This window comes from Gemmatimonadota bacterium (genome assembly GCA_026706345.1).
In the GTDB taxonomy this organism is placed as follows: Bacteria; JAAXHH01; JAAXHH01; order JAAXHH01; family JAAXHH01; genus JAAXHH01.
The window spans coordinates 44,738-65,963 of record JAPOYX010000026.1 but is presented as its reverse complement, the minus strand read 5'-3'; the positions used below and the strand labels follow the sequence as shown (position 1 = coordinate 65,963).

Annotated in this window: 19 protein-coding genes; 10 read left to right on the top strand and 9 right to left on the bottom strand. The window is 63.6% G+C overall.

What is annotated here, in order from left to right:
• Both OXG98_03280 and OXG98_03275 read left to right on the top strand, forming a co-directional pair.
• The coding region (locus tag OXG98_03280) for a hypothetical protein (GenBank protein MCY3771031.1) at nucleotides 1–486 on the top strand (486 nt) is incomplete at its 5' end.
• 177 nt (nucleotides 487–663) lie between these two features.
• Nucleotides 664–1,275 carry a hypothetical protein gene (locus OXG98_03275; GenBank protein MCY3771030.1) on the top strand — a complete coding sequence of 204 codons (612 nt, stop codon included), beginning with the start codon at nucleotides 664–666 and terminating at the stop codon, nucleotides 1,273–1,275.
• 480 nt (nucleotides 1,276–1,755) lie between these two features.
• On the opposite strand, the gene OXG98_03270 is transcribed toward OXG98_03275, so the two are convergent.
• The 5 genes from OXG98_03270 to OXG98_03250 are packed head-to-tail and all read right to left on the bottom strand — an operon-like array spanning nucleotide 1,756 to nucleotide 7,397.
• Nucleotides 1,756–2,979: a serine/threonine protein kinase gene (locus OXG98_03270; GenBank protein MCY3771029.1), complete on the bottom strand. Its 1,224-nt coding sequence runs from the start codon at nucleotides 2,977–2,979 to the stop codon at nucleotides 1,756–1,758.
• 23 nt (nucleotides 2,980–3,002) lie between these two features.
• On the bottom strand, nucleotides 3,003–4,118 hold the full coding sequence (locus OXG98_03265; GenBank protein MCY3771028.1) for a DUF3187 family protein: 1,116 nt from the start codon (nucleotides 4,116–4,118) through the stop codon (nucleotides 3,003–3,005).
• A gap of 35 nt (nucleotides 4,119–4,153) precedes the next feature.
• Nucleotides 4,154–5,968 (bottom strand): biotin/lipoyl-binding protein, encoded by a 1,815-nt coding sequence (locus OXG98_03260; GenBank protein MCY3771027.1) that lies wholly within the window; start codon nucleotides 5,966–5,968, stop codon nucleotides 4,154–4,156.
• 12 nt (nucleotides 5,969–5,980) lie between these two features.
• Nucleotides 5,981–7,111 carry a sodium ion-translocating decarboxylase subunit beta gene (locus tag OXG98_03255; GenBank protein ID MCY3771026.1) on the bottom strand — a complete coding sequence of 377 codons (1,131 nt, stop codon included), beginning with the start codon at nucleotides 7,109–7,111 and terminating at the stop codon, nucleotides 5,981–5,983.
• A 22-nt stretch (nucleotides 7,112–7,133) separates the two neighbouring features.
• Nucleotides 7,134–7,397: an OadG family protein gene (locus OXG98_03250; GenBank protein ID MCY3771025.1), complete on the bottom strand. Its 264-nt coding sequence runs from the start codon at nucleotides 7,395–7,397 to the stop codon at nucleotides 7,134–7,136.
• Nucleotides 7,398–7,555: 158 nt separating this feature from the next.
• Here OXG98_03250 and OXG98_03245 point away from each other — a divergent pair, with 158 nt between their 5' ends.
• From OXG98_03245 to OXG98_03215, 7 genes are all read left to right on the top strand, one after another.
• Entirely contained in the window at nucleotides 7,556–8,863 is a 1,308-nt protein-coding gene (locus OXG98_03245) for an amidohydrolase family protein (protein ID MCY3771024.1), read from the top strand.
• Nucleotides 8,860–9,063 (top strand): hypothetical protein, encoded by a 204-nt coding sequence (locus OXG98_03240; GenBank protein ID MCY3771023.1) that lies wholly within the window; start codon nucleotides 8,860–8,862, stop codon nucleotides 9,061–9,063. The genes OXG98_03245 and OXG98_03240 overlap by 4 nt, the downstream gene beginning before the upstream one ends.
• A gap of 13 nt (nucleotides 9,064–9,076) precedes the next feature.
• On the top strand, nucleotides 9,077–9,616 hold the full coding sequence (gene msrA / locus OXG98_03235; protein MCY3771022.1) for a peptide-methionine (S)-S-oxide reductase MsrA: 540 nt from the start codon (nucleotides 9,077–9,079) through the stop codon (nucleotides 9,614–9,616).
• A gap of 143 nt (nucleotides 9,617–9,759) precedes the next feature.
• Nucleotides 9,760–11,229 (top strand): M81 family metallopeptidase, encoded by a 1,470-nt coding sequence (locus OXG98_03230; protein MCY3771021.1) that lies wholly within the window; start codon nucleotides 9,760–9,762, stop codon nucleotides 11,227–11,229.
• A 221-nt stretch (nucleotides 11,230–11,450) separates the two neighbouring features.
• Nucleotides 11,451–12,200 (top strand): phytanoyl-CoA dioxygenase family protein, encoded by a 750-nt coding sequence (locus tag OXG98_03225; GenBank protein MCY3771020.1) that lies wholly within the window; start codon nucleotides 11,451–11,453, stop codon nucleotides 12,198–12,200.
• Between the two features lie 236 nt (nucleotides 12,201–12,436).
• Nucleotides 12,437–12,733 (top strand): integration host factor subunit beta, encoded by a 297-nt coding sequence (locus tag OXG98_03220; GenBank protein MCY3771019.1) that lies wholly within the window; start codon nucleotides 12,437–12,439, stop codon nucleotides 12,731–12,733.
• The gene (locus tag OXG98_03215) at nucleotides 12,726–13,562 is read left to right on the top strand and encodes a tetratricopeptide repeat protein (protein ID MCY3771018.1); all 837 of its coding nucleotides are present in this window, start codon (nucleotides 12,726–12,728) and stop codon (nucleotides 13,560–13,562) included. Before OXG98_03220 ends, OXG98_03215 begins: the two co-directional genes overlap by 8 nt.
• Before the next feature lie 64 nt (nucleotides 13,563–13,626).
• On the opposite strand, the gene OXG98_03210 is transcribed toward OXG98_03215, so the two are convergent.
• The 4 genes from OXG98_03210 to OXG98_03195 form a co-directional block, all read right to left on the bottom strand.
• A complete protein-coding gene (locus tag OXG98_03210; protein ID MCY3771017.1) occupies nucleotides 13,627–16,110 on the bottom strand; it encodes a M1 family aminopeptidase in 2,484 nt (827 codons plus the stop codon).
• Nucleotides 16,111–16,343: 233 nt separating this feature from the next.
• Nucleotides 16,344–16,787, bottom strand: coding sequence for a MerR family transcriptional regulator (locus OXG98_03205; protein ID MCY3771016.1), 444 nt, complete (start codon nucleotides 16,785–16,787; stop codon nucleotides 16,344–16,346).
• A complete protein-coding gene (gene der / locus OXG98_03200; GenBank protein MCY3771015.1) occupies nucleotides 16,784–18,109 on the bottom strand; it encodes a ribosome biogenesis GTPase Der in 1,326 nt (441 codons plus the stop codon). The genes OXG98_03205 and der overlap by 4 nt, the downstream gene beginning before the upstream one ends.
• Before the next feature lie 30 nt (nucleotides 18,110–18,139).
• Nucleotides 18,140–19,438 carry a DUF512 domain-containing protein gene (locus tag OXG98_03195; GenBank protein ID MCY3771014.1) on the bottom strand — a complete coding sequence of 433 codons (1,299 nt, stop codon included), beginning with the start codon at nucleotides 19,436–19,438 and terminating at the stop codon, nucleotides 18,140–18,142.
• 375 nt (nucleotides 19,439–19,813) lie between these two features.
• On the opposite strand from OXG98_03195, the gene leuC reads away from it, so the two are divergent.
• Complete coding sequence (gene leuC / locus OXG98_03190) at nucleotides 19,814–21,214, top strand: 3-isopropylmalate dehydratase large subunit (GenBank protein ID MCY3771013.1); 1,401 nt, start codon at nucleotides 19,814–19,816, stop codon at nucleotides 21,212–21,214.
• Nucleotides 21,215–21,226: the final 12 nt, after the last annotated feature.

Here is a 21,226-nt window from a genome sequence, read left to right as displayed (position 1 = left end):
TTCCTGCTGACGGATCGTCCGGAAACTGACGTGATGGCCTTTAGTGACCAGGTGATCCCAACCATCCCGCAGTCAACCGAAGTGAATGAGAAAAACCCATGGGCGGCCTTCTTCTTATCGTGGCTGATCCCGGGTGGCGGGCAGTTCTATAACGGAGAAAACACGAAGGGCGGCCTTATGTTGCTGGGCGCCGCTACCGGTGTCGGCATCCTGGTTTATGGCGTCAATGACAAAAAGGAGGAATCCTCAGGAAGCATAACGCAGACCCCAGGTTCGACTACGTTTCATTTTCGCTATGAAGAGCGTTCCAATGAAACGGCCATTAACATCGGGGCAGCGGTCCTGGTGGGAAGCGTAATCTGGTCCATAATCGACGCACCGATTTCCGCCAACAGAATCAACCGGGAGTTACGGCAGGCGTCGTTGCAGATCAACCCGGTCGTTGCGGACGATCTCGCTGGCGTAAGCCTGACGCTCAAATTCTGATTTCACTTGCACCGTATATCTATTAGTTCCTCACCACTTCGGGCCACGGCACATCCGACAGCTACGGACCCAGCCTGTCTCCATTTCATTGGAAACGGGCAACCCGTTGCCGGCGCCGGAGGTCCCGACCCGTACTATCCCTATGACGATGGATCCATCGGGGTTTCCGGATACGATATGATGAGCGAATCCCTGGTGAGTTCCCAGACCTGGGACCTGATGAGTTACTGCGAGCCGATGTGGATCAGCGACTATTCCTTCTCCAGGGCGTTGACCCACCGCATTGCGTTAGGCACCATGATCCCGCCGGCAATTGCAGCCGCCTCGAAAGGACTATTGCTCTGGGGAGGGCTGGACGGAGCCGGTGAACTCACGCTCGAGCCTGCATTTGTGGTCGACGCGCCGCCCAAACTGCCTGATGCGGACGGTCCGTATACCATTACGGCAGAGACCGAAGACGGCGGCAATCTGTTCTCTCTTTCCTTCGCCATGTCGGAATACGCCGATGCCGAGGGCGGCTCCTTCGCCTTCATTCTCCCCGTGCGGGAGACTTGGCCTGGCGGCCTGTACCGCATAACCCTCTCCGGCTCCGCGAGTTATGCCGAGCTCGACGGTGACGGGGATCGATTCATGGCGCTCCTGCGGGACGAGGTAACCGGCGAGGTCAGAGGAATCTTCAGAGACTGGCCTGATCCATCGAACCCCTCGACGGCGGGCCGGCGTATCCCGCCCGAACCCGGGATGGATATAACCGTCAGCGGCGGCGTTCCCGATCAGGCGTCCTGGTGACCACCTCTGAGTCATCCGTTTACTGTTGTGAAGCTACAATTGCAGTGGTTCTTCTTGATAACCCACAGAACGGAGGTCCGATATGAAGATTCCAACTGAATGCCGGTTGTTTGCTACCATCATATTCATCGCCGTTGGACTGTATGCTTGTGGAGGAGATGACAATCCGATGTCTCCGTCGGTAACAGAACCATCAGCGCCAACCTCACCAACCACACCAGCACCAACATCAAGACCGGCGTGTACCGTGGGGTTGGTATTAGGACCTGGCGAGAGCTGTTCGTTCGGCGGGGCTGCGTTTGAAGTCAGGGATGACGGTTTCGGTTGTGTCGGCGGCCTATGTGCTGGAACCGGCCTTAACCTGAACGCCTTTAGCGCAAGCAAGATACCCGGCACTTCCCGCTGGAGAATTGACGGCCTGCCCTAGTGCCCTGTCCGATTGGCCGACTCCCGGTGGGGTTCCACTGCGCGTCGTCTCTATCACCCCACCCACACCGGGTGATCCGCGCCCAGGTGTTCGTATCCGTCCGTCAGCATGTGCGCATTGCCGCCGTCGGTATCGACCAGCCAGATGCCGCTCGGCGATCCCACTTCGGCGCGACAGAAGGCGAACACGGAACCGTCCGGCGACCAGGCCGACCGGAAGTTCCAGACGCGGGGTTCATAGGGTATGAACTCCGATTCCTCGCCCGTGAAGGGGTCGAGCAGGCAGATGGCGGTGCCGCCGCGGGCGTCTTCCGGGTAGTAGTCCCGGTTGAAGTGATCGGTATCCGGCCTTTGGGCCTGGTACGGCCAGGCCGTCCGGGATCCGGGTTCCGCGCGGGTGTAGGTGACCTTGCTCCCATCCGGGGTCCACTGGGCGATATTGGATCCGCCGCCCCGGGTTTCCGGGTTGCCGTAAGACGTGGCGAACCACTGGCGCTGACCCGTCGTGACCTTCTGGTGCGTCGCGCCGTCGGGGCCGTCCGGACCGCCCAGACACAAATCGGCCCAGTCGTGTCCCGGATCATCGGGATAGTGGCAGTCCTGGTAGATCAGCCATTGCCCGTCCGGCGACCACATGGGACCGAAGTACAGGTGCCCCTGCGCTGCCGCGACCTCCACCCGGTTTACTCCGTCCAGATCCGAAACGAATATGCAGTAGCTGTCCCGCCCTTCCAGCATGGTCGAATGGTAGGCGAACCTTCGACCGTCCGGGCTGATCTGGACGCAGTAGACGAACCCGTCGTCGGCGCCCGTGATCTCCCGCGGGTCGGATCCGTCCAGGTCCATGGTCCAGATGCGCTGTTTCCCGTCGATGATCGGGTTCACCACGAGCCGCTCTTCCCCGGGCAGGATATGGGTGCACCCCATGAACGGCGCGGGCCGGTTCTTCAGGGCGATCTCCTCCAGCACGCGGTCTTCCTCCAGGTCGTATATCCAGAGATGGACCCGCACGTTGCCTTCCCAGGCCTTGCCGGGTTCGTAGCTGGACAGGATCACCCTGCGCCGGTCCGCGAACAGGGGGCCCCACCTCCAACTGGCCATGCCTGGAACATCCGGATCCGGGTACCAGACTCGCGTACCAGCCGTGGTCGCGGCAGCGTCCTGGTGGACCGGGCTCCCGGCGACATCGAGAACAGCCGTGGTCGCGGTGTTGTCCAGGTCGATCACACCCAACCGCCCATGCGCGTTGAAAAGCAACCGTCTATACGTGTTTTGCATGATGACTCCCTATGTGGCGGCCGCTAGGGCGTCCGCCACACGATTCCAACGTGGAGCCCCACGTCGGGGGTGTTCTGGTACTGGCTGAGATTCTCGGTCAGGCCCAAATCGAGCGACAGCGATTCAGACATGGCATACCGCACGCCGGCGGTCGCCTCGATGGCCGTGCGGTTCAAGGGGCCCAGCCTGCTGCCGGGAAAGGGGCCGATGTTTACCTGCGTCTGGACCAGCACGGCGAGCCGGCCCGTGGTCCGGTATTCGAAGGCCAGCACGAGCGTCGTGATGGACCGGAGGGGGAACCCCTCGCCCAGGGTAGGCCTGCCCAGCCGGCTGTGGGCGAGGTTGGCGTGAAAGACCATGCCCTGTTTCGGCCGCTCCGGCCGCCAGGTTGCGAACAACGCCGCCTGGAAATCCCATCCCCCGCTCCCGGTCAGCGTTTCCAGGCTGCCCGTGGGCAGCTTCACGGCGCCGGCAAGGGCCAGGTTGAGTTCCTCGCCGCCGACGTTCAACGGCGTCTTCATCCGTACTACGAGGTCTCCCGGCCGGAAGGAGGCGGACTCCACGCTCTTGATCCAGAAACGGCGGTTGCGCACGACGAAAACGCCATAGTCGTTCCTGGGCGCCCACTCCCGGCCCCCGTTGGACAGGTTGAACATGCCGTGAAACCCCTCCACCACGCCGTCCAGAAAGCCACCGCCGTGCTTGAGAAAAGGCATGGTCGCGCCTATCTGCAGCCGCGACGCGATCCGCCAGTCCAGATCCACCGACAGGCGCAGGGATTCCGTATCCACGAACAGCCGGTATTCGTCCGCCGGCGCGGCCTGGTAGTAGTCGTCAGCTATCAGGGTGTCGCCCACGGGAAGAGTGCTCGCGTAGGTATTGGCGTAGTCGAATTGAACCGCCCACTGGAACGATCTCCGCGGAAGGAGGTCTCCGCCCTCGGGACGCAGACCCAGGAACAGCATCCTCACGGGGAACTGGTCCCGCTGCATGAAGGGGCCGGTGGCCGGGGCCGGGGTCTGGGAGGAGACGGGCAAGGCGAGGAACAACAGGCTGAAGACGACCGCCGGGCGCAGCACGCGAGCCGCGTTCACGGAGCACTTTTCAATCCGGATGCGGTGTAAGAGGAATCCGGTCATTCGACGCTCCAGCCATGGACCCGTCGCGGAGAGCATCAACCCAGATAGGCCAGCGTCTGGCCCGCGATCACCTGGACGCCCGGGTTTATGGAGACATGGGTCACGGTCCCGCTGACGTCGGCGGTGACCTGCATTTCCATTTTCATGGCTTCCAGGACCACGATGACGTCTCCTTCCTCTACGGTCTGTCCGGGGGAGACCGCCACCTTGAGCACTTTCCCCGGGATCGGCGCGATGACCGGCGTGGTCCCGGCGCGTTCCGCCGCCTCTGTCGCGGCCTCGGACATATCGGGCTGCAGGTCGACTTCATAGGCTTTTCCGTTCACGATGGCCGTCTTTCCTTCGATGCGCAGCGCGTAACTCCTGCCGTTGACGGTCACCTGGTATCCGCGGGGGCCGTCCGTCGAAGACAGCGCGTCCTCCTGCAGCGCCTCCTGGTCTGCCGGAGTCTTCTTGCGGACCCCTATGAACCCCTCGCCCTTCAGGAAGGCCAGTCCCCGTTCGCCGCATGCCGCGACGATGAAGACGTTCTCGTCCGTATCTTCGATCCCGGCTTCCTTCAGCACGCCGCGCGCCGCCTCGACGCCCTTCTTGGGATCGCTGTCGTTGAGTTCCAGTACCGGCCGTCTGTTGGGCGGCAGGCCAAGCTGTTCCGACGCGATGTTCACGACGACCGGATCCGGAGGCACGGGCGTCCTGCCGAAATAGCCCAGGACCATCCGGCCGTAGTCTTCCGCGATCTTCTTCCACGGTCCGATCATCACGTTATTGAAGGCCTGCTGGAAATAGAACTGGGATACCGGCGTGACCGACGTGCCGTACCCGCCCTTCTCCACGACCTCGCTCATGGCCTTGATGATGGCCGGATAGCGGTCCATGATCCCGTTGTCCCGGAGCATCTGCGTGTTGGCGGTCAGGGCCCCGCCCGGCATGGGGCTCCAGGGGAGCAGGGGTTCGACGGCCACGGCCTCGGGAGGCAGGAAATAGTCCGCCATGCATTCCTTCAGGAGTTCCGCAGCTTCCCGCACGCCGTCGGGATCTATGTCCAGGTCGTAATCGGTGCCGCGAAGCGCGTGCCACATGACGAGGATGTCCGGCTGGGAGGTGCCCCCCGACACTGGCGCGAAGGCCAGGTCGATGGCGTCGGCGCCGGCCTCGAGCGCCGCCTGGTACGCCGCCACCGCGATGCCGGAGGTATCGTGGGTATGGTAATGGATCCAGGTACCCTCGGGCAGCAGCTTCCGGGCGGCCTTGACGGAATCGTACGCCTTGGAGGGAACAGCCGTGCCCGAGGCGTCCTTGAAACACACCGAGTCGAAGGGAATGTCGGCGTCGAGGATCTTCCTCAACGTTTCCGTGTAGAACGCCGCGTCGTGGGCGCCCGAGCATCCCGGCGGCAGTTCCATGACGGTAACGCACACCTGGTGCCTGAGACCGGCCTCCGTGATGCACCGGCCGCTGTGCACCAAGTTCTCCACGTCGTTCAGGGCGTCGAAGTTCCGGATGGTCGTCATGCCGTGTTTTTTAAATAACTGCGCGTGCAGCCGGATGATGTCGCTGGGCTGCGAATCCAGCCCGACCACGTTGACGCCCCGGGACAGCGTCTGCAGGTTGGCCTCGGGTCCCACGGCTTCCCGTATGGCGTCCATCCGTTCGAAGGCGTCTTCGTTGCAGTAGAAATAGGGCGACTGGAACAGGGCGCCGCCGCCCGCCTCGAAGTAATCGATTCCCGCGTTACGCGCCGCTTCCACGGCGGGCAGGAAGTCCCGGGTGAATACGCGTGCGCCGTAAACGGACTGGAATCCGTCCCGGAACGTGGTGCACATGAAATTGACTTTCTTCTTCACGATTGGTTCCTTTAGTTATGCGCCCACGAGCACCGACCAGAGTATGCCCGCCGCGATGGCGGATCCGAGAACGCCCGCCACGTTGGGCGCCATGGCGTGGAACAACAGGAAGTTCTGCGGGTCCTCGCGGTGCGCTTCCACCTGGGCCACCCGCGCTGCCATGGGCACGGCGGAAACCCCCGCCGCCCCGATTAGCGGGTTGATCTTGTCTTTCGTAAACAGGTTCATGCCCTTGGCGAAGAGCACGCCACCGGCCGTCGCGATGCAGAAGGAGATCACGCCCAGGGCGAAGATGAAGAGCGACTCCAGCGAGAGAAAAGCCTTCGCCTGGGTGCTGGCGCCGACCGAGAAGCCCAGCAGGATCGTAACGATGTCTATCATCGACGTGCGGGCGGTGTTTGCCAGCCTTTCCGTCATGCCGCATTCCTTGAGCAGGTTTCCGAAAAAGAGCATACCCACCAGCACGACAGAATCCGGTGCGATCATCGCCGCGACGAAAAAGGCGACGATGGGGAAGATGATCTTCTCCCGCCGCGAAACCGCGCGGGGCGGCGCCATGCGGATGAGCCGTTCCTGTCGCGTCGTAAACAGCCGCATGATGGGCGGCTGGATGATGGGAACCAGGGCCATGTAGGAATACGACGCGATCGCGATCATGGATAGCAGGTGGGGCGCCAGTTTCGACGACAGGAAAATGGCCGTGGGACCGTCCGCGCCGCCGATGATGGCGATGGCGCCTGATTCCGCCGGCGTGAAGCCGATGGCCATGGCGCCCAGCAGGGTCAGGAAGATGCCGATCTGCGCCGCGGCGCCCAGGAGGACGAGCCGCGGACTGGACAGCAGGGCCGAGAAATCGGTCATGGCCCCGATCCCCAGGAAGATCAGGGGCGGGAAGACCCCTTCCCTGACGCCGAAATAGATATAGTAAAGTACGCTTCCTTCATCGTATACCCCGTGGCCGTCGCCTTCCATCATGGGGATGTTGCCCAGCATGATGCCGAAGCCGATGGGCACCAGCAGTAGCGGCTCGTAACGGCGGGCGATCGCGAGCATGATCATGACCACGCCGATCAGGATCATCACGCCATGGCCCCACGTCGCCGCGGCCAGGCCGGAAGCCGACAGAAAGTCATACAGTATCGTCATCTAATCCGCCCGCATGGCCTGATTACCGGTTATTGTTTTTTTCGTCGAGCGCGAATCCGACCGCCGCGGCCACGGCTTCGTCGTCGTGCGAGGATTCCGGTTCGGTGGGATTGTGCGGCCGTTCAGGGAGAACATCCCCGATCGCAGCCATGACCTTCGGCAGCAAGGCAATGCAGAGGCTGATCGCGGCGAGGGCCAGGAACACGATGAACATGCCGGTGAAGGCGATGCCGATACCCTGGCCGTCCAGGATGCGTTGCCAGCCGATGTACAGGGGAATGGACATTAGCCCTTTGACAGAAACCACGGTGACATTAGATATTACCGATGGGATCAAGTAAAGGCCGGAACGCGCTCCGGGCAAGGGATTTATAGTGCGCCGGACGCCGCGGAAAGGGCTGTCCCGCCACAACCCCGTCGAAGAAAGGCAACCGGGAATCCGCGATGAATAACAACACGGGGAATGCCACATACGCGCTGGCCGCGGACCGGGTGTGGGACGGCGTTTCCGAAGGGACGCAGTCCGGGGTGGCCGTAGTGGTCAGAGGCCGCCTCATCGACGCGGTGCTGCCCGTCGCCGAAATCCCCGCTGACATGGAGTCCGTAACCCTGCCGGGCTGCACACTCCTGCCGGGCCTGATGGACGCCCACGTCCACTACAGTTCCGTCATGGGCCTGGCCTTCCTGGCCGCGGGCGTAACCACGGTCCGCGACGTGGGCAACGATCTGGCGTGGATCCTCGGCGAGCGCGAGCGCCACGCGAATGACCTTTCCGCGGGGCCGGCCATCCTGTGCTGCGGCCATCTCCTCGACGGGCCCAGGGTCTACTGGCCCCAATTGGGCCGTGCGCACGGCACGCCCGGGGAGATCGCCGAATCGGTCCGCCGGCACGTGGAGGCCGGGGTGGACCAGATCAAGCTGTACGCGGGCGTGGACCCTTCCCTGCTGAAGGCGGCTGTTGACGCCGCCCATGAATCGGGTAAATTCGTAGTGGCCCATCTGCAGGCGACGTCCGCCGAAGACGCCGTGCGGTACGGGCTGGACGAGTTCGAGCACCTGGCCGGCTGCGGCGTGGCCTGGCGCGCGGCGTCCGAGGTGGAAGACGATCTCATGATCGACCAGCTCTTGGAACGGGACGTGATCATCGACCCTACCCTGGTGGTCTGGGACCGGCTCGGCCGCATCCTGGACCGGCCTTTCCACCACGATGCCCGGCGGGCCTGGGTACATCCCCGCCATCTCGATATATGGCAGCGGTACCTCAGCCGATTCGGACCGGCGGAACACCGGTGGCGGTACCAGGGCGCCATGGTGCACCTGAAGCGGTTCCTGCGCAGGGCCCATCAGCGGGGCGTGACGGTCGCGCTGGGAACCGATACGCCCTTCCCCCACCTCGTACCGGGGATGAGCCTGCACGACGAACTCGCCATGTACACGGATGCCGGCATTCCGGCCGTGGACGCGCTCCGGTCGGCCACTTCGATAAACGCCCGGGTGCTGGGCATTGACGAAAGGACCGGTTCCGTCAGGCCGGGAAGGCAGGCCGACCTCGTCGCGGTGCAGGGGAATCCTCTCGAACGGATCGAAGATATCGAAAACGTGTCGTGCACCGTGCGCGAAGGCCGTCGGTTCGAACCGTCCGGCCTGATGCGGGACTTCAGGACGACCTTCGACCGGGAACCGGACGGCGCGGTCACCCGGGATCTGCTGGATTACGTCGACGGCAAACACGTGAATCGGCCGGTTTCATGAAACGCATGATCAAGGATCTCATGTTCTGCTTGGCCGTATCCGCCGCCACAGCGGCCATTCCAGCGGCGGGCGTCAGTACGCTGCTGGCCATGACCGGGATCATCGAGGACGACCGGGTGCTGATCTGGATTTTCCTGGCCCTCGCGATACCGATTTTCGTTTTTACCTACACGCGTGTTACGCGGAATCCGCGTGATTGAGGAGGATGGCAGCATGACACAACAGGCGCAGGCGGCAACGCTGGGCGGAGGTTGCTTCTGGTGTCTCGAAGCGATCTATCAGCAGGTCAAAGGCGTCTCGAGCGTGGTGTCCGGCTATGCCGGCGGCAGCGTGGCAGACCCGGATTACAAGTCCGTGTGCACCGGCGCGACGGGCCATGCCGAGGTCGTGCGGATCACCTTCGATCCGGCCGTGATCTCCTACGCGGATCTGCTGCATATCTTCTGGCGCATACACGATCCGACCACGCTCAACCGCCAGGGCGGGGACATCGGCACCCAGTATCGTTCGATCATCCTGTACCACGACGAAGCGCAGAAGCGCGCTGCCGAGTATTCGAAGGCGGAGACGGACGCTACAGACCTCTGGAGCGATCCGATCGTCACGGAGGTCGAGCCCCTGCGGGATTTTTACGAGGCCGAAGCTTATCACCACAACTACTATCGCAACAACCCCCGGCAACCCTACTGTTTCATGGTCATCGATCCGAAAGTGGACAAGTTCAGGAAGTCCTTCCAGCACATGATGTCGTGATCCACCGGACCGGGCCGCCCGGGCGTGCTTCCGGCGCGCGACCCGCGGCCTTTGCGATCCGTGGTCTTCGCGACCGCGTCAGTGCGGTCCGCGTCAGGTGCGGTCCGTGTCAGTGTGATCCGCAGTCTAAGGAGCGCTTATCCGTGCGCGTAGGCATCCTCTCGCTGATCCACGAATCCAATACGTTCAGCCACACGCCGACGACCCTCGACCTGTTCCGGCGGGACGGGATCCTTACGGGCGAAGCCGTCAACGACCAATTCAGGGGCGGCTTCCACGAGATCAGCGGCTTCCTGGACGGCCTGGACGACGCCGGCATCGACGCCGTGCCGCTGTTCTATGCGTCCACCCCGCCGTCCGGCCGGATCACGCGGGATACCTGCGACGCGCTGATCAAAATGATGTTCGAGCAGCTCGCGGGCGCGGGACCCCTCGACGGCCTGCTGGTCGCTCCCCACGGCGCCAACGCCGGCGAGGGGACGGACTACCACGACCTGGACGGGTTCTGGCTTACCCGGCTGCGTAAGGAGGTCGGACCCGGTCTTCCGATCATCTGTACCATAGATCCCCACGCCAACCTTTCGCAACGCATGGTTTCCGCCTGCGACGCCACCATCGCCTACCGCACCAACCCGCACCTGGACCAGAAGCAGCGGGGCCTGGAAGCCGCTTCGCTCATGAACCGGACCCTGCGCGGGGAAGTGCGCCCCGTGCAGGCGGCCGCCTTCCCCGCGGTGGCCATCGGCATCGAACGCCAGGACACCTCCTCGCCGCCCTGCCTGCCCCTCTACGAAAAGGCGGATGCGCGGCTGAAGGAGCCGGGCGTCCTGTCCGACAGCATCGTCCTCGGCTTTCCCTACGCGGACGTGCCGGAGATGGGATCGGCGTTCATTGCCGTTACCGATGGCGACCCGGACCTGGCCCGGCGCATCGCGGACGATCTCGCCGGATACCTGGTGGCGCACCGGGACGAGTTCGTCGGCGAGTTCGTCTCCATTCCCGATGCCGTCGACGCCGCGCTGGCAGGCGAGGGTCCCGTATGCCTGCTCGACATGGGAGACAACGTGGGCGGCGGCTCGGCCGCGGACGGCACGCTCATCGCCCACGAACTGCTGGATCGCGGAGGCGCCGATGCCTTCCTCTGCCTGTACGATCCCGGGTGCGTCGAACAGGCCGTTGGCGCGGGGACCGGCGCGCGCCTCGTCCTGAATATGGGAGGCAAGACGGACGACCGGCACGGCCCGTCCATCCGGGCCGAGGTGCGGGTGCGGGGCATCCACGAGGGACGCTTCACCGAATCGGCCGTGCGCCACGGCGGCAAAACGTCCTTCGACATGGGGTTGACGGCAGTGGTGACCGCGGACAGCGGACTGACGGTCAGTCTGACGTCGCTGCGTACCGTGCCCGTGAGCCTGGGCATGATGACCAGCATCGGCCTGGACCCGGTCGATTTTCAGGTGCTGATCGCCAAGGGCGTGCACGCGCCGACGGCGGCCTACGCCCCCGTGAGCAGGCGCCTGATACGGGTGGACACGCCCGGCGCCACGACGGCGGACATGCGGAGGTTCACCTATCGGTACCGGCGCCGGCCCCTCTATCCATTCGAAGATTGATCATGAGACTCGAATCGGTGTTTGATGCGCTTCCGCCCCGTCTCGGCGGACGCGAACCACATTCCGTATGGCTTGACAGCAACCCGCCCTGTGATTATGGTTTTCCGATGAAGATCGAACCATCCGGTCCGGTCATCTATGGCCTGCCACGCCGATGAATGAGGAAATTCGCGAAGACGTACAGGGAACGGCTCAGTGAGAGACATACAAGGAGCGGTGTAGTGAAGGATCTCAACGAAAAGCTGGATCAACTGGAGCGGGACGGTTTTGTGCTGATCAAGGGCGCCCTGTCCCCGGAGGAGACCGAGCAGGTGCGGTCACGCATATTCCACGCGAAGGATCAAGGTTGGGAGGAAGGACTGAACTCGGTCGGCAACATGTGGTTCGACACCCTGCTGGACCGGGAACCCGATATATTCAGTCCCCTCGTGGGCCATCCGAGCGTGGCGCCGCTGCTCTATGCCATGATGGGCAAGCAGTGCCAGCTCCGCAGCTTCAGGGCGCACATCAATCCGGGACCCTACGTCCAGGAATGGCACATGGACTTCTACGGGTACTGGAACGAGAAGCGGGAAACGGAGAAACGCCGCCTCGCGGTTCAGCCCAGCAGCGTGAACACGACCTTCTATTTCCAGGACAACGTCCCCGGACAGGGCAATTTGAGATTCGTCAAGAACGGCCATCTCGCCGAACCGCCCCACCTCTATCCACGGATAGACCATGTCGCCTTCGAGGAATGGTGTTACGCCCAGGAACACGTGGTACTGCGCCCCATGGCGGGCGACGCCGTGGTCTTCCTCAGCCACATCCCCCACCAGGGAGCCAAAGAGGACGATGGCATGGAGCGGTGCAACGTGGTCTGCCACTACCAGACCTGTCCCATGTACGAAGGCGTCTGGTACGTCTCCAGCCCCCGGCCCTTCAACGGTTCCTTCCCCTTCCACAAGACGGCGCCGGCCGGAATGAACTAGGTTGTCGGAATGGCTGCCGCACGTGAAGTGGCCGAATCAGCCTCGCCTCACGCAAGCATGGAAGACCGGACTCGAATTCCGGGCGCATCGTGGTGCCGGGAGGGGGTGAAATCGAAATCCTTTGACACGGCGGCTGCCGGTCTATAGTATACGGTGCGGCGTTGTTAAGTTAAAAGACTGCATAGGGATAGCGTCCGGTTCCGGCCGGCGGTCCCGTTGCAGGGAGGAGGTCCTCCATGACCACCACCAAGAAGGAGTTGGTGGAACAGATCAGCAAGCGCCTGGGATTGAAGAAAGAACAGGTCTTTCCCGTTGTCGACCAGACGTTCGTGGCCATGCGGGATTCGCTCGTCCAGGGAGATCGAATCGAGATCCGTGGGTTCGGCGTTTTCGAGGTGAAGGACACCAAGGCCCGTACCTCCGCGCGCAATCCCCGCACGAGCGCCATCGTTTACGTTCCGGCCGGAAAAAAGACCCGTTTCAAACCTGGAAAACTTTTGAAAGAGGCCCTTCGGGTCCCCCTCGATGAGTGAAACGAAGGCGGGCTGTCACACCCCCGCCGTCCTGTCGAAATTTGCAACTCTTGCCCGTCTGAATCTGTCCAGGTGGGCGATGTGCCTCTGCACTTTCCTGGTCGCGGCGCAGGATACGGCCGTTGCCGAAACCTCGCAGCAGACCCCCACCATATCGCTTGGCGAAGCGGTAGCCTTCTACGAGGCAGGCCGGCACGACCGGGCCCGCGACGCCTTCCTGCGTATACTGGAAGACCAGCCCCGGGAACCGGTGGCGCTCTTCCACCTGGGACGCCTGGACCCGGATCGGGAGGCCGCGGAACAATACTACCTGCAGGTACTGCTCCACGACCCGGATCACGTTCTGGCGGACGACGCGCTGCTCGAAGTGTCCCGCATACAGTTCGACCTGGAACGACACGACGACGCGGTCAACGCCTGCAACCGGCTCCTGAAAGCCTATCCGGATTCGGAACTGAAGGATGAAACGCGTTTTCTCCTGGGCAAGGCGCTCCTGGCCGGACGGCGGCCGGAACTGTCTCGCATGGTATTCCAGCAACTCCTTGCCTCGCAACCCGATTCGACGCTCGTTCGTTCGGCGCGCCTGGCGATAGCGGACAGTTACCGCGACCAGGGCGACCTCATCGAAGCCGCCCGTCAGTACCTGAAATTCGAAGTGGAGTTCCCCGGAGCAGAAGGGCTGGAAAAGGTCCTCCTGCAGGCGGGACAGTGCCTGCGGCAGGCGGGACGCGACGTGGAGGCCGGCTACGTGTACCAGCGTCTGATCACGCGGTATCCCGACACGCCGGAAGCGAATCGTGCGAGGGTGGAGAGGCCGGTGCCCGAGTAACGTGCGCGGGCACGGCGGCCGTCAGACCGGAAAGATCAATGCCGGACCAGCATCACGGTCGGCACTACCTGGCCGTCTTGAAATACACGGAATAGTCCGGTGCGATGAGGATGCGCTTTACTCCGTCCGGCACCGCGTACTCGAAGGTCTGCCGCTTCTGGGTATTCCAGATTTCCCGGGTAATCCGGTCCCCGTTTTCCAGTTCGAAGACCAGGGGCACGATCGCCTGGAAGACTTCCCTTTCCTGTTCCTGCAGTAACTGTCCCCGCACCGTAAACACCTTCCCGGCCCCCTCACCGCCGTCTCTCTTACTGGTGGTGTGATACACCCGGTAGACCGGATAGCCCGTGCGCCGGATCCACTGGTCGAAGAACCAGTCCATCTCCCGGCCGGCGACCGCTTCCACCGCCGCCTCGAAGTCCTCCGTGGTCACCACCTTGCCCACATTGTCCCGGTAGAAACGGGAGAGCGCGGCCATAAAGTGTTCGTCGCCTATGGTGCGCCGCAGCATGTGCAGCACCATGGCGCCCTTCTCGTAGACGATGGCCTGGTAGTTTTCCCTGAGCCGGCGACCCAGGTCGACGGCGCCGTGCCGGTCGGCGAAGAGCGCCTGGTCCGTGTGCCGCTCCAGCATCTCCCGGAATCCGTCGCCGCCGATCTCGCGTTCGATGAACAGGTCTGCCGCATACGTCGCCATGGCCTCCGAAAGCCAGGCGTCGCGATACGTCTTCGGGATCACGGCGCCGCCCCACCACTGGTGGGCGAGCTCATGGGCCAGGAAGCCGCGGAAGATATGCTGCACTTCCGTGTACATGTGGGCGTGCAGATTCGCGTCCAGGCTGAAGGCATCCTGGAAATACAGGCCCCACAGCATCAGCATCGACGGCAGCGCCCGGCCGAATTCGTAGTCGTCGGGCATCTGGATGATGTCGAGCTTCCCGTAGGGATAGGGACCGAAGATGCCGCCGAAGAAATCGAGCGCGGGACCGATATGTCGGATGATCCGCTCCGTACTCGAATCACTCTTGCGCCGGTCTTTATCCACGCTGAAGGACAACTCGACTTCACCCACGGAAACCGACCGGGTACGGTTCTCGGAGAAGGTGACGCCCAGCGATGACACCGGATGCCGGCGCTGCCACCGGGATACCCGCGTGTCGCCCTCCACGTACCCGTCCACCGCGGCGCCCGTCGTCGCCACGGCCAGCTTTTCCGGGTAGCGCAGTTCCAGGTCGAAAGTGTACAGGTCCTCGTTGGAATGCACGGGCAGCCACTGCTGGTTGTTCAACAGGCCGAAGAAGTCTCCGCCGCCGTCCCGGAAGACGTCCCCTTCGTACCACAGGGTCAGCGTGGTGGTGCTGTCCCTCGGGACAGGCTGGAGAAACGGAATGGTGCGATAGGTCCCCTGTCTCGTGAACAGGGCGCCCCGGCCGTCGGCGTAATCCACGCGAAAGACGTCGAAGGCCGGATTCAGCGTGAAAGTCGCCGCGGTGAGCGTGTCCGCCCTGGCCGTGATGTCCAGAATCGTCTTCAGCCGCATGCGCTTCCCGTTTTTCTCCAGCGTCCCGGAGATCCCGTAGTGATCCACGGACAGCAGCGGACCGCGGACCTTCTCGTCCTTTCCGGTGGCGTCCGTCCGGTCCACCCCGAAACGGCACCACACCACGGGGGGACTGATATGCGGATTCCTGGGAAAACCGCTCTTCTGCACCAGGCTGACCGCTTCCGATTCATAGGGGCTGTACGTGTAGACCAGCCACCGGTCCGATTCCGCGAGGTCGATTTCCGCCTGGAGAAACGCCGGATGCGAGTGGGCCAGCGAGAAGCGTTTCCGGGCGGGCTTCATGTCCATCAGGTAGTCTCTGTCGACGCGTTTCATCAGGGCTTCCGCCCGGTCGAAGGCCCGGCCGCCCTTGACGCGGGACAGCACGACGCCTTCCACCAGTTTCTCGTAGCCCTCAGGAGAAAGGATCAGCACGATCCGTTCGAACCGGGTCGTGTACACCGCGTCGGTGGTGCGGGCGTACTTGTTCATCTGCTGGCGCTCGACCCGGTCCGGCGGCGTGAAGGTGAAACGGCCCGCGCCCATGAGAACCACGCGCCCTATGCGGTCTCCGGAAAACCCGGGCATCAGCAGGCCGTCTTCGATGTCGAATACACAGGCAGGTCCCTCGATCGTCAGGCGGTCGAAGGCGTAGACCTCGTCCTCGCGGAGCGAGAACCGGAAGCCGAGACGGGCGGTCAGCAGCGACTCGTACCGGCCGGTCTTCCAGCCATTCCCGTCCGGAGCGAAATGGACTTTCCACAGTTCGGCCGAAAGCCGGTCTTCCTCTTCGATGAAAACGCTGAGCCGGACTTCGGGGTGCACGAGGAGACTGTCGACCGCGTGTCGCTTCCTCAGTCTGATCCGGGCATCGTCGAATCGTTCAGCCAGGGAAGGAGCGTTTTCTTCGCGGATCTCCTCGAGGGGATTGTCGCCGATGTCCCGGTCGTTCAGCAGCTCGTAAAGTTCCCCCAGGGCGCGTTCGATGGCGCCGCCGTCGATCACGCGGTCTTGGGCCGCGCCGCCGCGGAGAACCGGAGCTTCGGTTGTGTCACCTGCGCCGTCCGCGATGGCTGTGGCAGCGATTTCCTGTGGCGAAGGCGGTTCCCCGCGGGCACTGTCGCAGGCGGGGTGAACAAAGTGAGACAATAGGAAAAACAGCAAGGCGGGCAATACCCGGGATGACGGACGTGGAAGAGAGACGATCATGACCGTTTCCTCACACAGGATGCATGATCCTAGTCCATCATTTCCCGCATATCGATCAGGCGGGATCGGATCCACTGTATGACTTCGGATTCGGAGGCGGATTCGGGGGGCGCCCTCCTTTCCGCGTCGCGGTCGGCCTTTTCCGTGGTTCGGTCAACTTTTGCCGCGGTGGGATCCGCTTTTTCCGCGGTTCGGCCGGTCTGTTCCGCGCCACGGTCCGCCTTTGCCGCGGCGCGGTCCGCCGCGGATTCCTGGAGCTTCTTCCTGGCGCCGGCTATGGTGTATCCCTCGTCCCGGGTGAGCTGCTTGATCGCGCGGATCAGCTCGATGTCCTTCTCCCGGTACATCCGCTTGCCGGCGCGGTTCCGCTTGATTCGGAGCTGACCGAACTGATCTTCCCAGAACCGGAGTACGGACGGCTCCAGGTCGAGCATGGTCGAGACTTCGCTGCTGGAATAATACAGCTTGCTCATCGTTTCCCTTCCCGTCCGCGGATCAGCACCCGTATGGGCGAACCCTCGAATACGAAGGCCTCCCGGAGCCGGTTCGACAGGTACCGCCTGTACGAATCCGGTACCGCGTCCGGATGGTTCACGAAAAACACGAAGGTGGGCGGAGCGATCTGTACCTGCGTGCAGTAAAGGATCCGGGTCGCCCCTCCGTCCGGCGCGGCCGGGGGCGGATAATAGGCCGTGATGCTTTCCACGACGCGGTTCAGCTCGCCGGTGGACACCCGGAGCGAACGCATTTCGTGGACGTGGCGCGTCTTCTGCATGATCTGGGTCACCCCGCGGCGGGTCTCGGCCGAAACGAACAGGATCGGCGCGTAGTCGGCGAACCGGAGATACTCCCTGGCCGTCTGGGCGTAGGCCTCCGTCGGATGCTCGGTCCAGTCCACCAGGTCCCACTTGTTGAAGGCGATGACCAGCCCCTTCCCCGCCTCGTCCACCTGCGAGACGATCCGCTGCTCCTGCGTGGCCAGGCCGTCGACGGCGTCCACCAGCAGTACCGCCACGTCGCAGCGCGCTATGCTCCGCATCGTGCGCGTGAAACTGTAGAACTCTATGTCGCTCTTAATCCGGGACCGGCGCCTGAGGCCGGCGGTATCGATCAGGTTGTACTTCACGCCCTGCCGGGTGATCCGCGTGTCCACCGAGTCCCGCGTCGTACCGGGGACGTCGGATACGATCACGGTGTCCCGGCCCACGATGGCGTTGACCAGGGACGACTTCCCCACGTTCGGCTTGCCCACGATCGCCACTTTGATCGCGCCGTCTTCCTCTTCGACGACGGGGGCGGGTTCGGGCATATGTTCAGCCAGCATATCCATCAGGTCGCCGGTATTCCGTCCCTTCAGGGCGGAGATCATCATGGGCTCGCCCAACCCCAGGGCGCCGAATTCGTAGGCGTGGTTCTCCTGCGCGCCGCTGTCCACCTTGTTGGCGACGACGATGACCTGCTTGCCGGCCCTTCGGACGACTTCGGCCGCCTTCTGGTCCAGGGGCGTGATGCCCGTGCGGACGTCCGTGACCAGCAGGATCACGTCGGCTTCGCTGACGGCCAGCCGGGCCTGCTGTTCGATGGCCGCCTCCATGGGTTCGTCGGATTCCGGGACCAGGCCGCCCGTGTCCACCACGGTGAACTTCTTCCCGAACCAGTCCGCCTCGGCGTAGTGCCGGTCCCGCGTGATGCCCGGGGCGTCGTGCACGATAGCGTCGCGGCGGCCGATCATCCGGTTGAACAGCACCGACTTGCCCACGTTGGGACGGCCTATGATGGCGATGACAGAAGACATGGCGGTTTGTCGTCCTGTTGCGGCCTGGGTTCAGCGCGGTCCGGCCGCGGAGCGAAGACCGGGAAGCTCTCCCATTAATTCCGGGAACAGCTCCACCGGCGCGCCGACCCGCTCGCTCAGCCCGGACAGGGTCATATCGTCCAGCAGCAGTCCGTCGTCGTTCAGGACGTTGGGCGGAAGGTACACGCGGTCCCCCACTTCCTCGTCCTTCAGCGCGTGAAGGATGTCCTGGCCGGTCAGCAGTCCCGACACGGTGATGCCCGGTCCGAAAAAGGTGTTCTGCGCGACGACCAGATTCGCGTCGACGCGCTCCACCCGGTTCAGCGGCTCCACCAGCGACTTCCTCACGACGTCCTGTGCCAGTTCGGCTGTGACGAGTGTCGTCCGGAGCGGTTCGGCCGCCCGTTCGGGCAGCGTCCGGGTCTGCCCGGCCATATCGGCTTCGAACTGCGTGACCATGCCGACGCCGTTCTCCACGACGGGGCAGTCCTCGTAGAAGGACGGCGGCGGCAGGGGTGTGGAAGACATCAGATACCATTCGTCGGACAGGTAGACCAGCGGATGGCCCAGCCGTTCGCGGAGCTCATCCTGCCAGGCGCCGATCGTGTCGATCATGCGCCGGGCGTAATCCACGGTTACCGGCTCGAGGCGGTACAGTCCCTGGCGGTGTCCGGTGAGACCGACGGGCACAATGGAGATCGACTCCACCGCCGGATACAGTTCGGCCAGGTCGTCCACGGTCTTGCGGAGCGCGGGACCGTCGTTGAGTCCGGGACAGAGGACGATCTGCGTCTCGATCAGGATGCCGCCCTCCGCCAGCCGCCTGAGGATGGGCATGACGTCCTTCGCCTTGGGTGCGCCCAGCAGCATCCGGCGCAGCTCCGGGTCCGTGGCGTGGACCGACACGTAGATCGGGCTCAGGCGCTGGACGATGATGCGTTCGAGGTAGGCGTCGGATGCGAAGGCCAGCGTAACATAATTACCGTACAGGAACGTGAGGCGCACGTCCTCGTCCTGGAAGTAGACGGCCTTGCGCATGCCCTTCGGGTTCTGATGAATGAAGCAGAACACGCACTTGTTGGCACAGGACTGGTAGGGCGGTTCGTGCAGAGACAGCCCCAGGTCCTCGTCCGGATCCTTTTCCACGTCGATCAGCACCCGGCTTCCGTTCACCTGGAGCACGTCGAGCTCAAGCACGTCCTCGCTGGACCAGAACCGGTAGTCGAGGGAATCCCTGACCCGGGCCTGATTGATCCGGATCAACCGGTCCCCTGGCACCAGGCCGACATGCTCCGCAATGCTGTCCGGACGCACCTGTTCGATACGCATATCACATAACACTTTGAAATTGCTGCAACAAAAACCGGGTCATCACAAGCAATCGTTTAGGTATTTCCAATAACAAATTGCGACCCTTGACAATATAGAGAATCGGACTCTTCCTGTCAAGGAGATTGGCGTGCCTTGGGGGCCGCTGACGGGGCGGTCCGCCGGCCGGTTCATCGGCCCGGGGGACCATGGACTTTTTGCTTGCCCCGAGCCCGCCTCCAGGGCTATATTGGATGCGTTGGCCCGCGGAGCTGTCAAGCGGGCGTAAGCATATGAATTTACAGTCTTTAAGGGCCATTTCGGGACTTGCCGGCGCTCTGGTTCAGGGGAAGAGGCCCGCGCCGGTTCGCCGTTCGTGATTACCGGGGAACATCCATGCCAGCCAAAACCATGTATGAGAAGGTCTGGGACCGGCACGTGGTCAGGGAGATGGCCGACGGGCTCGCCGTCCTCTACATCGACGCCCACCTGATCCACGAGGTGACCTCTCCGCAGGCCTTCGAGGGACTGCGGGCCGCGGGCCGGAAGCTGAGGCGGCCCGATCTGACCTACGCCACGATGGACCACAACGTGCCCACCACCGACCGGTCCCTGCCCATGACCGACGAGATCGCCAGGCTCCAGGTGGACATGCTGGTCCGGAACTGCGAGGAGTTCGGCGTGCCTCTGTACGACCTCGACTCGCCTAATAACGGCATCGTCCACGTGATCGGACCGGAACTGGGCGTCACGCAGCCGGGCAAGACCATGGTCTGCGGCGACAGCCACACGTCGACCCATGGCGCCTTCGGCGCGTTGGCCTTCGGCATCGGCACCAGCGAGGTCGAGCACGTCATGGCCACGCAGTGCCTGCTCCAGAAGCGCTCCAGGACCTTTGAGATCCGAATCGACGGAGTATTGAGCGAGGGCGTGACCGCCAAGGACATCATCCTGAACGTCATCCGCCGCACGGGCACGGCCGGGGGCACGGGCACGGTCATCGAATATACGGGGAGCACGGTCCGGAGCCTGTCCATGGACGAGCGGATGACGGTCTGCAACATGTCCATCGAACTGGGCGCCCGGGCCGGCCTCATCGCGCCCGACGACACGACCTTCGAGTACCTAGCCGGCCGCGAGTTCGCCCCGGGCGGCGCCGAATTCGACCGGGCCGTGGAGCGATGGCGCGGACTGGCGACCGACGAAGCGGCTGAATACGACGAGCGTCTCACCCTTCGCGCCGACGAGATCGTCCCCCAGGTGACCTGGGGCACCAATCCCGGCATGGTGACGGACGTGACCGGGGTCGTGCCCGATCCGGGCGGGATGGCCAGCGAGAACGACCGGCGCGCCGCGGAAAAGGCGCTGGCCTATATGGCGCTGGAACCCAATACGTCGATCACGGATATCGAAGTGGACCGGGTCTTTATCGGAAGCTGCACCAATTCCCGGCTCAGCGACCTGCGCGCGGCCGCGGACGTCATCAAAGGCCGCCGCGTATCGCCGCGGGTCACCGCCCTGGTGGTGCCCGGTTCCTATTCGGTAAAGCGGCAGGCGGAAGCCGAGGGCCTGGACCGGGTCTTCAAGGAGGCCGGGTTCGAGTGGCGCGAGGCCGGATGCAGCATGTGCCTCGGGATGAACCCGGACATCCTGCAGCCCGGAGAGCGGTGCGCGAGCACTTCCAATCGCAATTTCGAAGGACGGCAGGGGCGGAACGGCAGGACGCACCTGGTCAGCCCGGCCATGGCCGCGGCGGCCGCCGTCGCCGGTCATTTCGTCGACGTGAGAAACTGGTAGGGCAACCCGGAA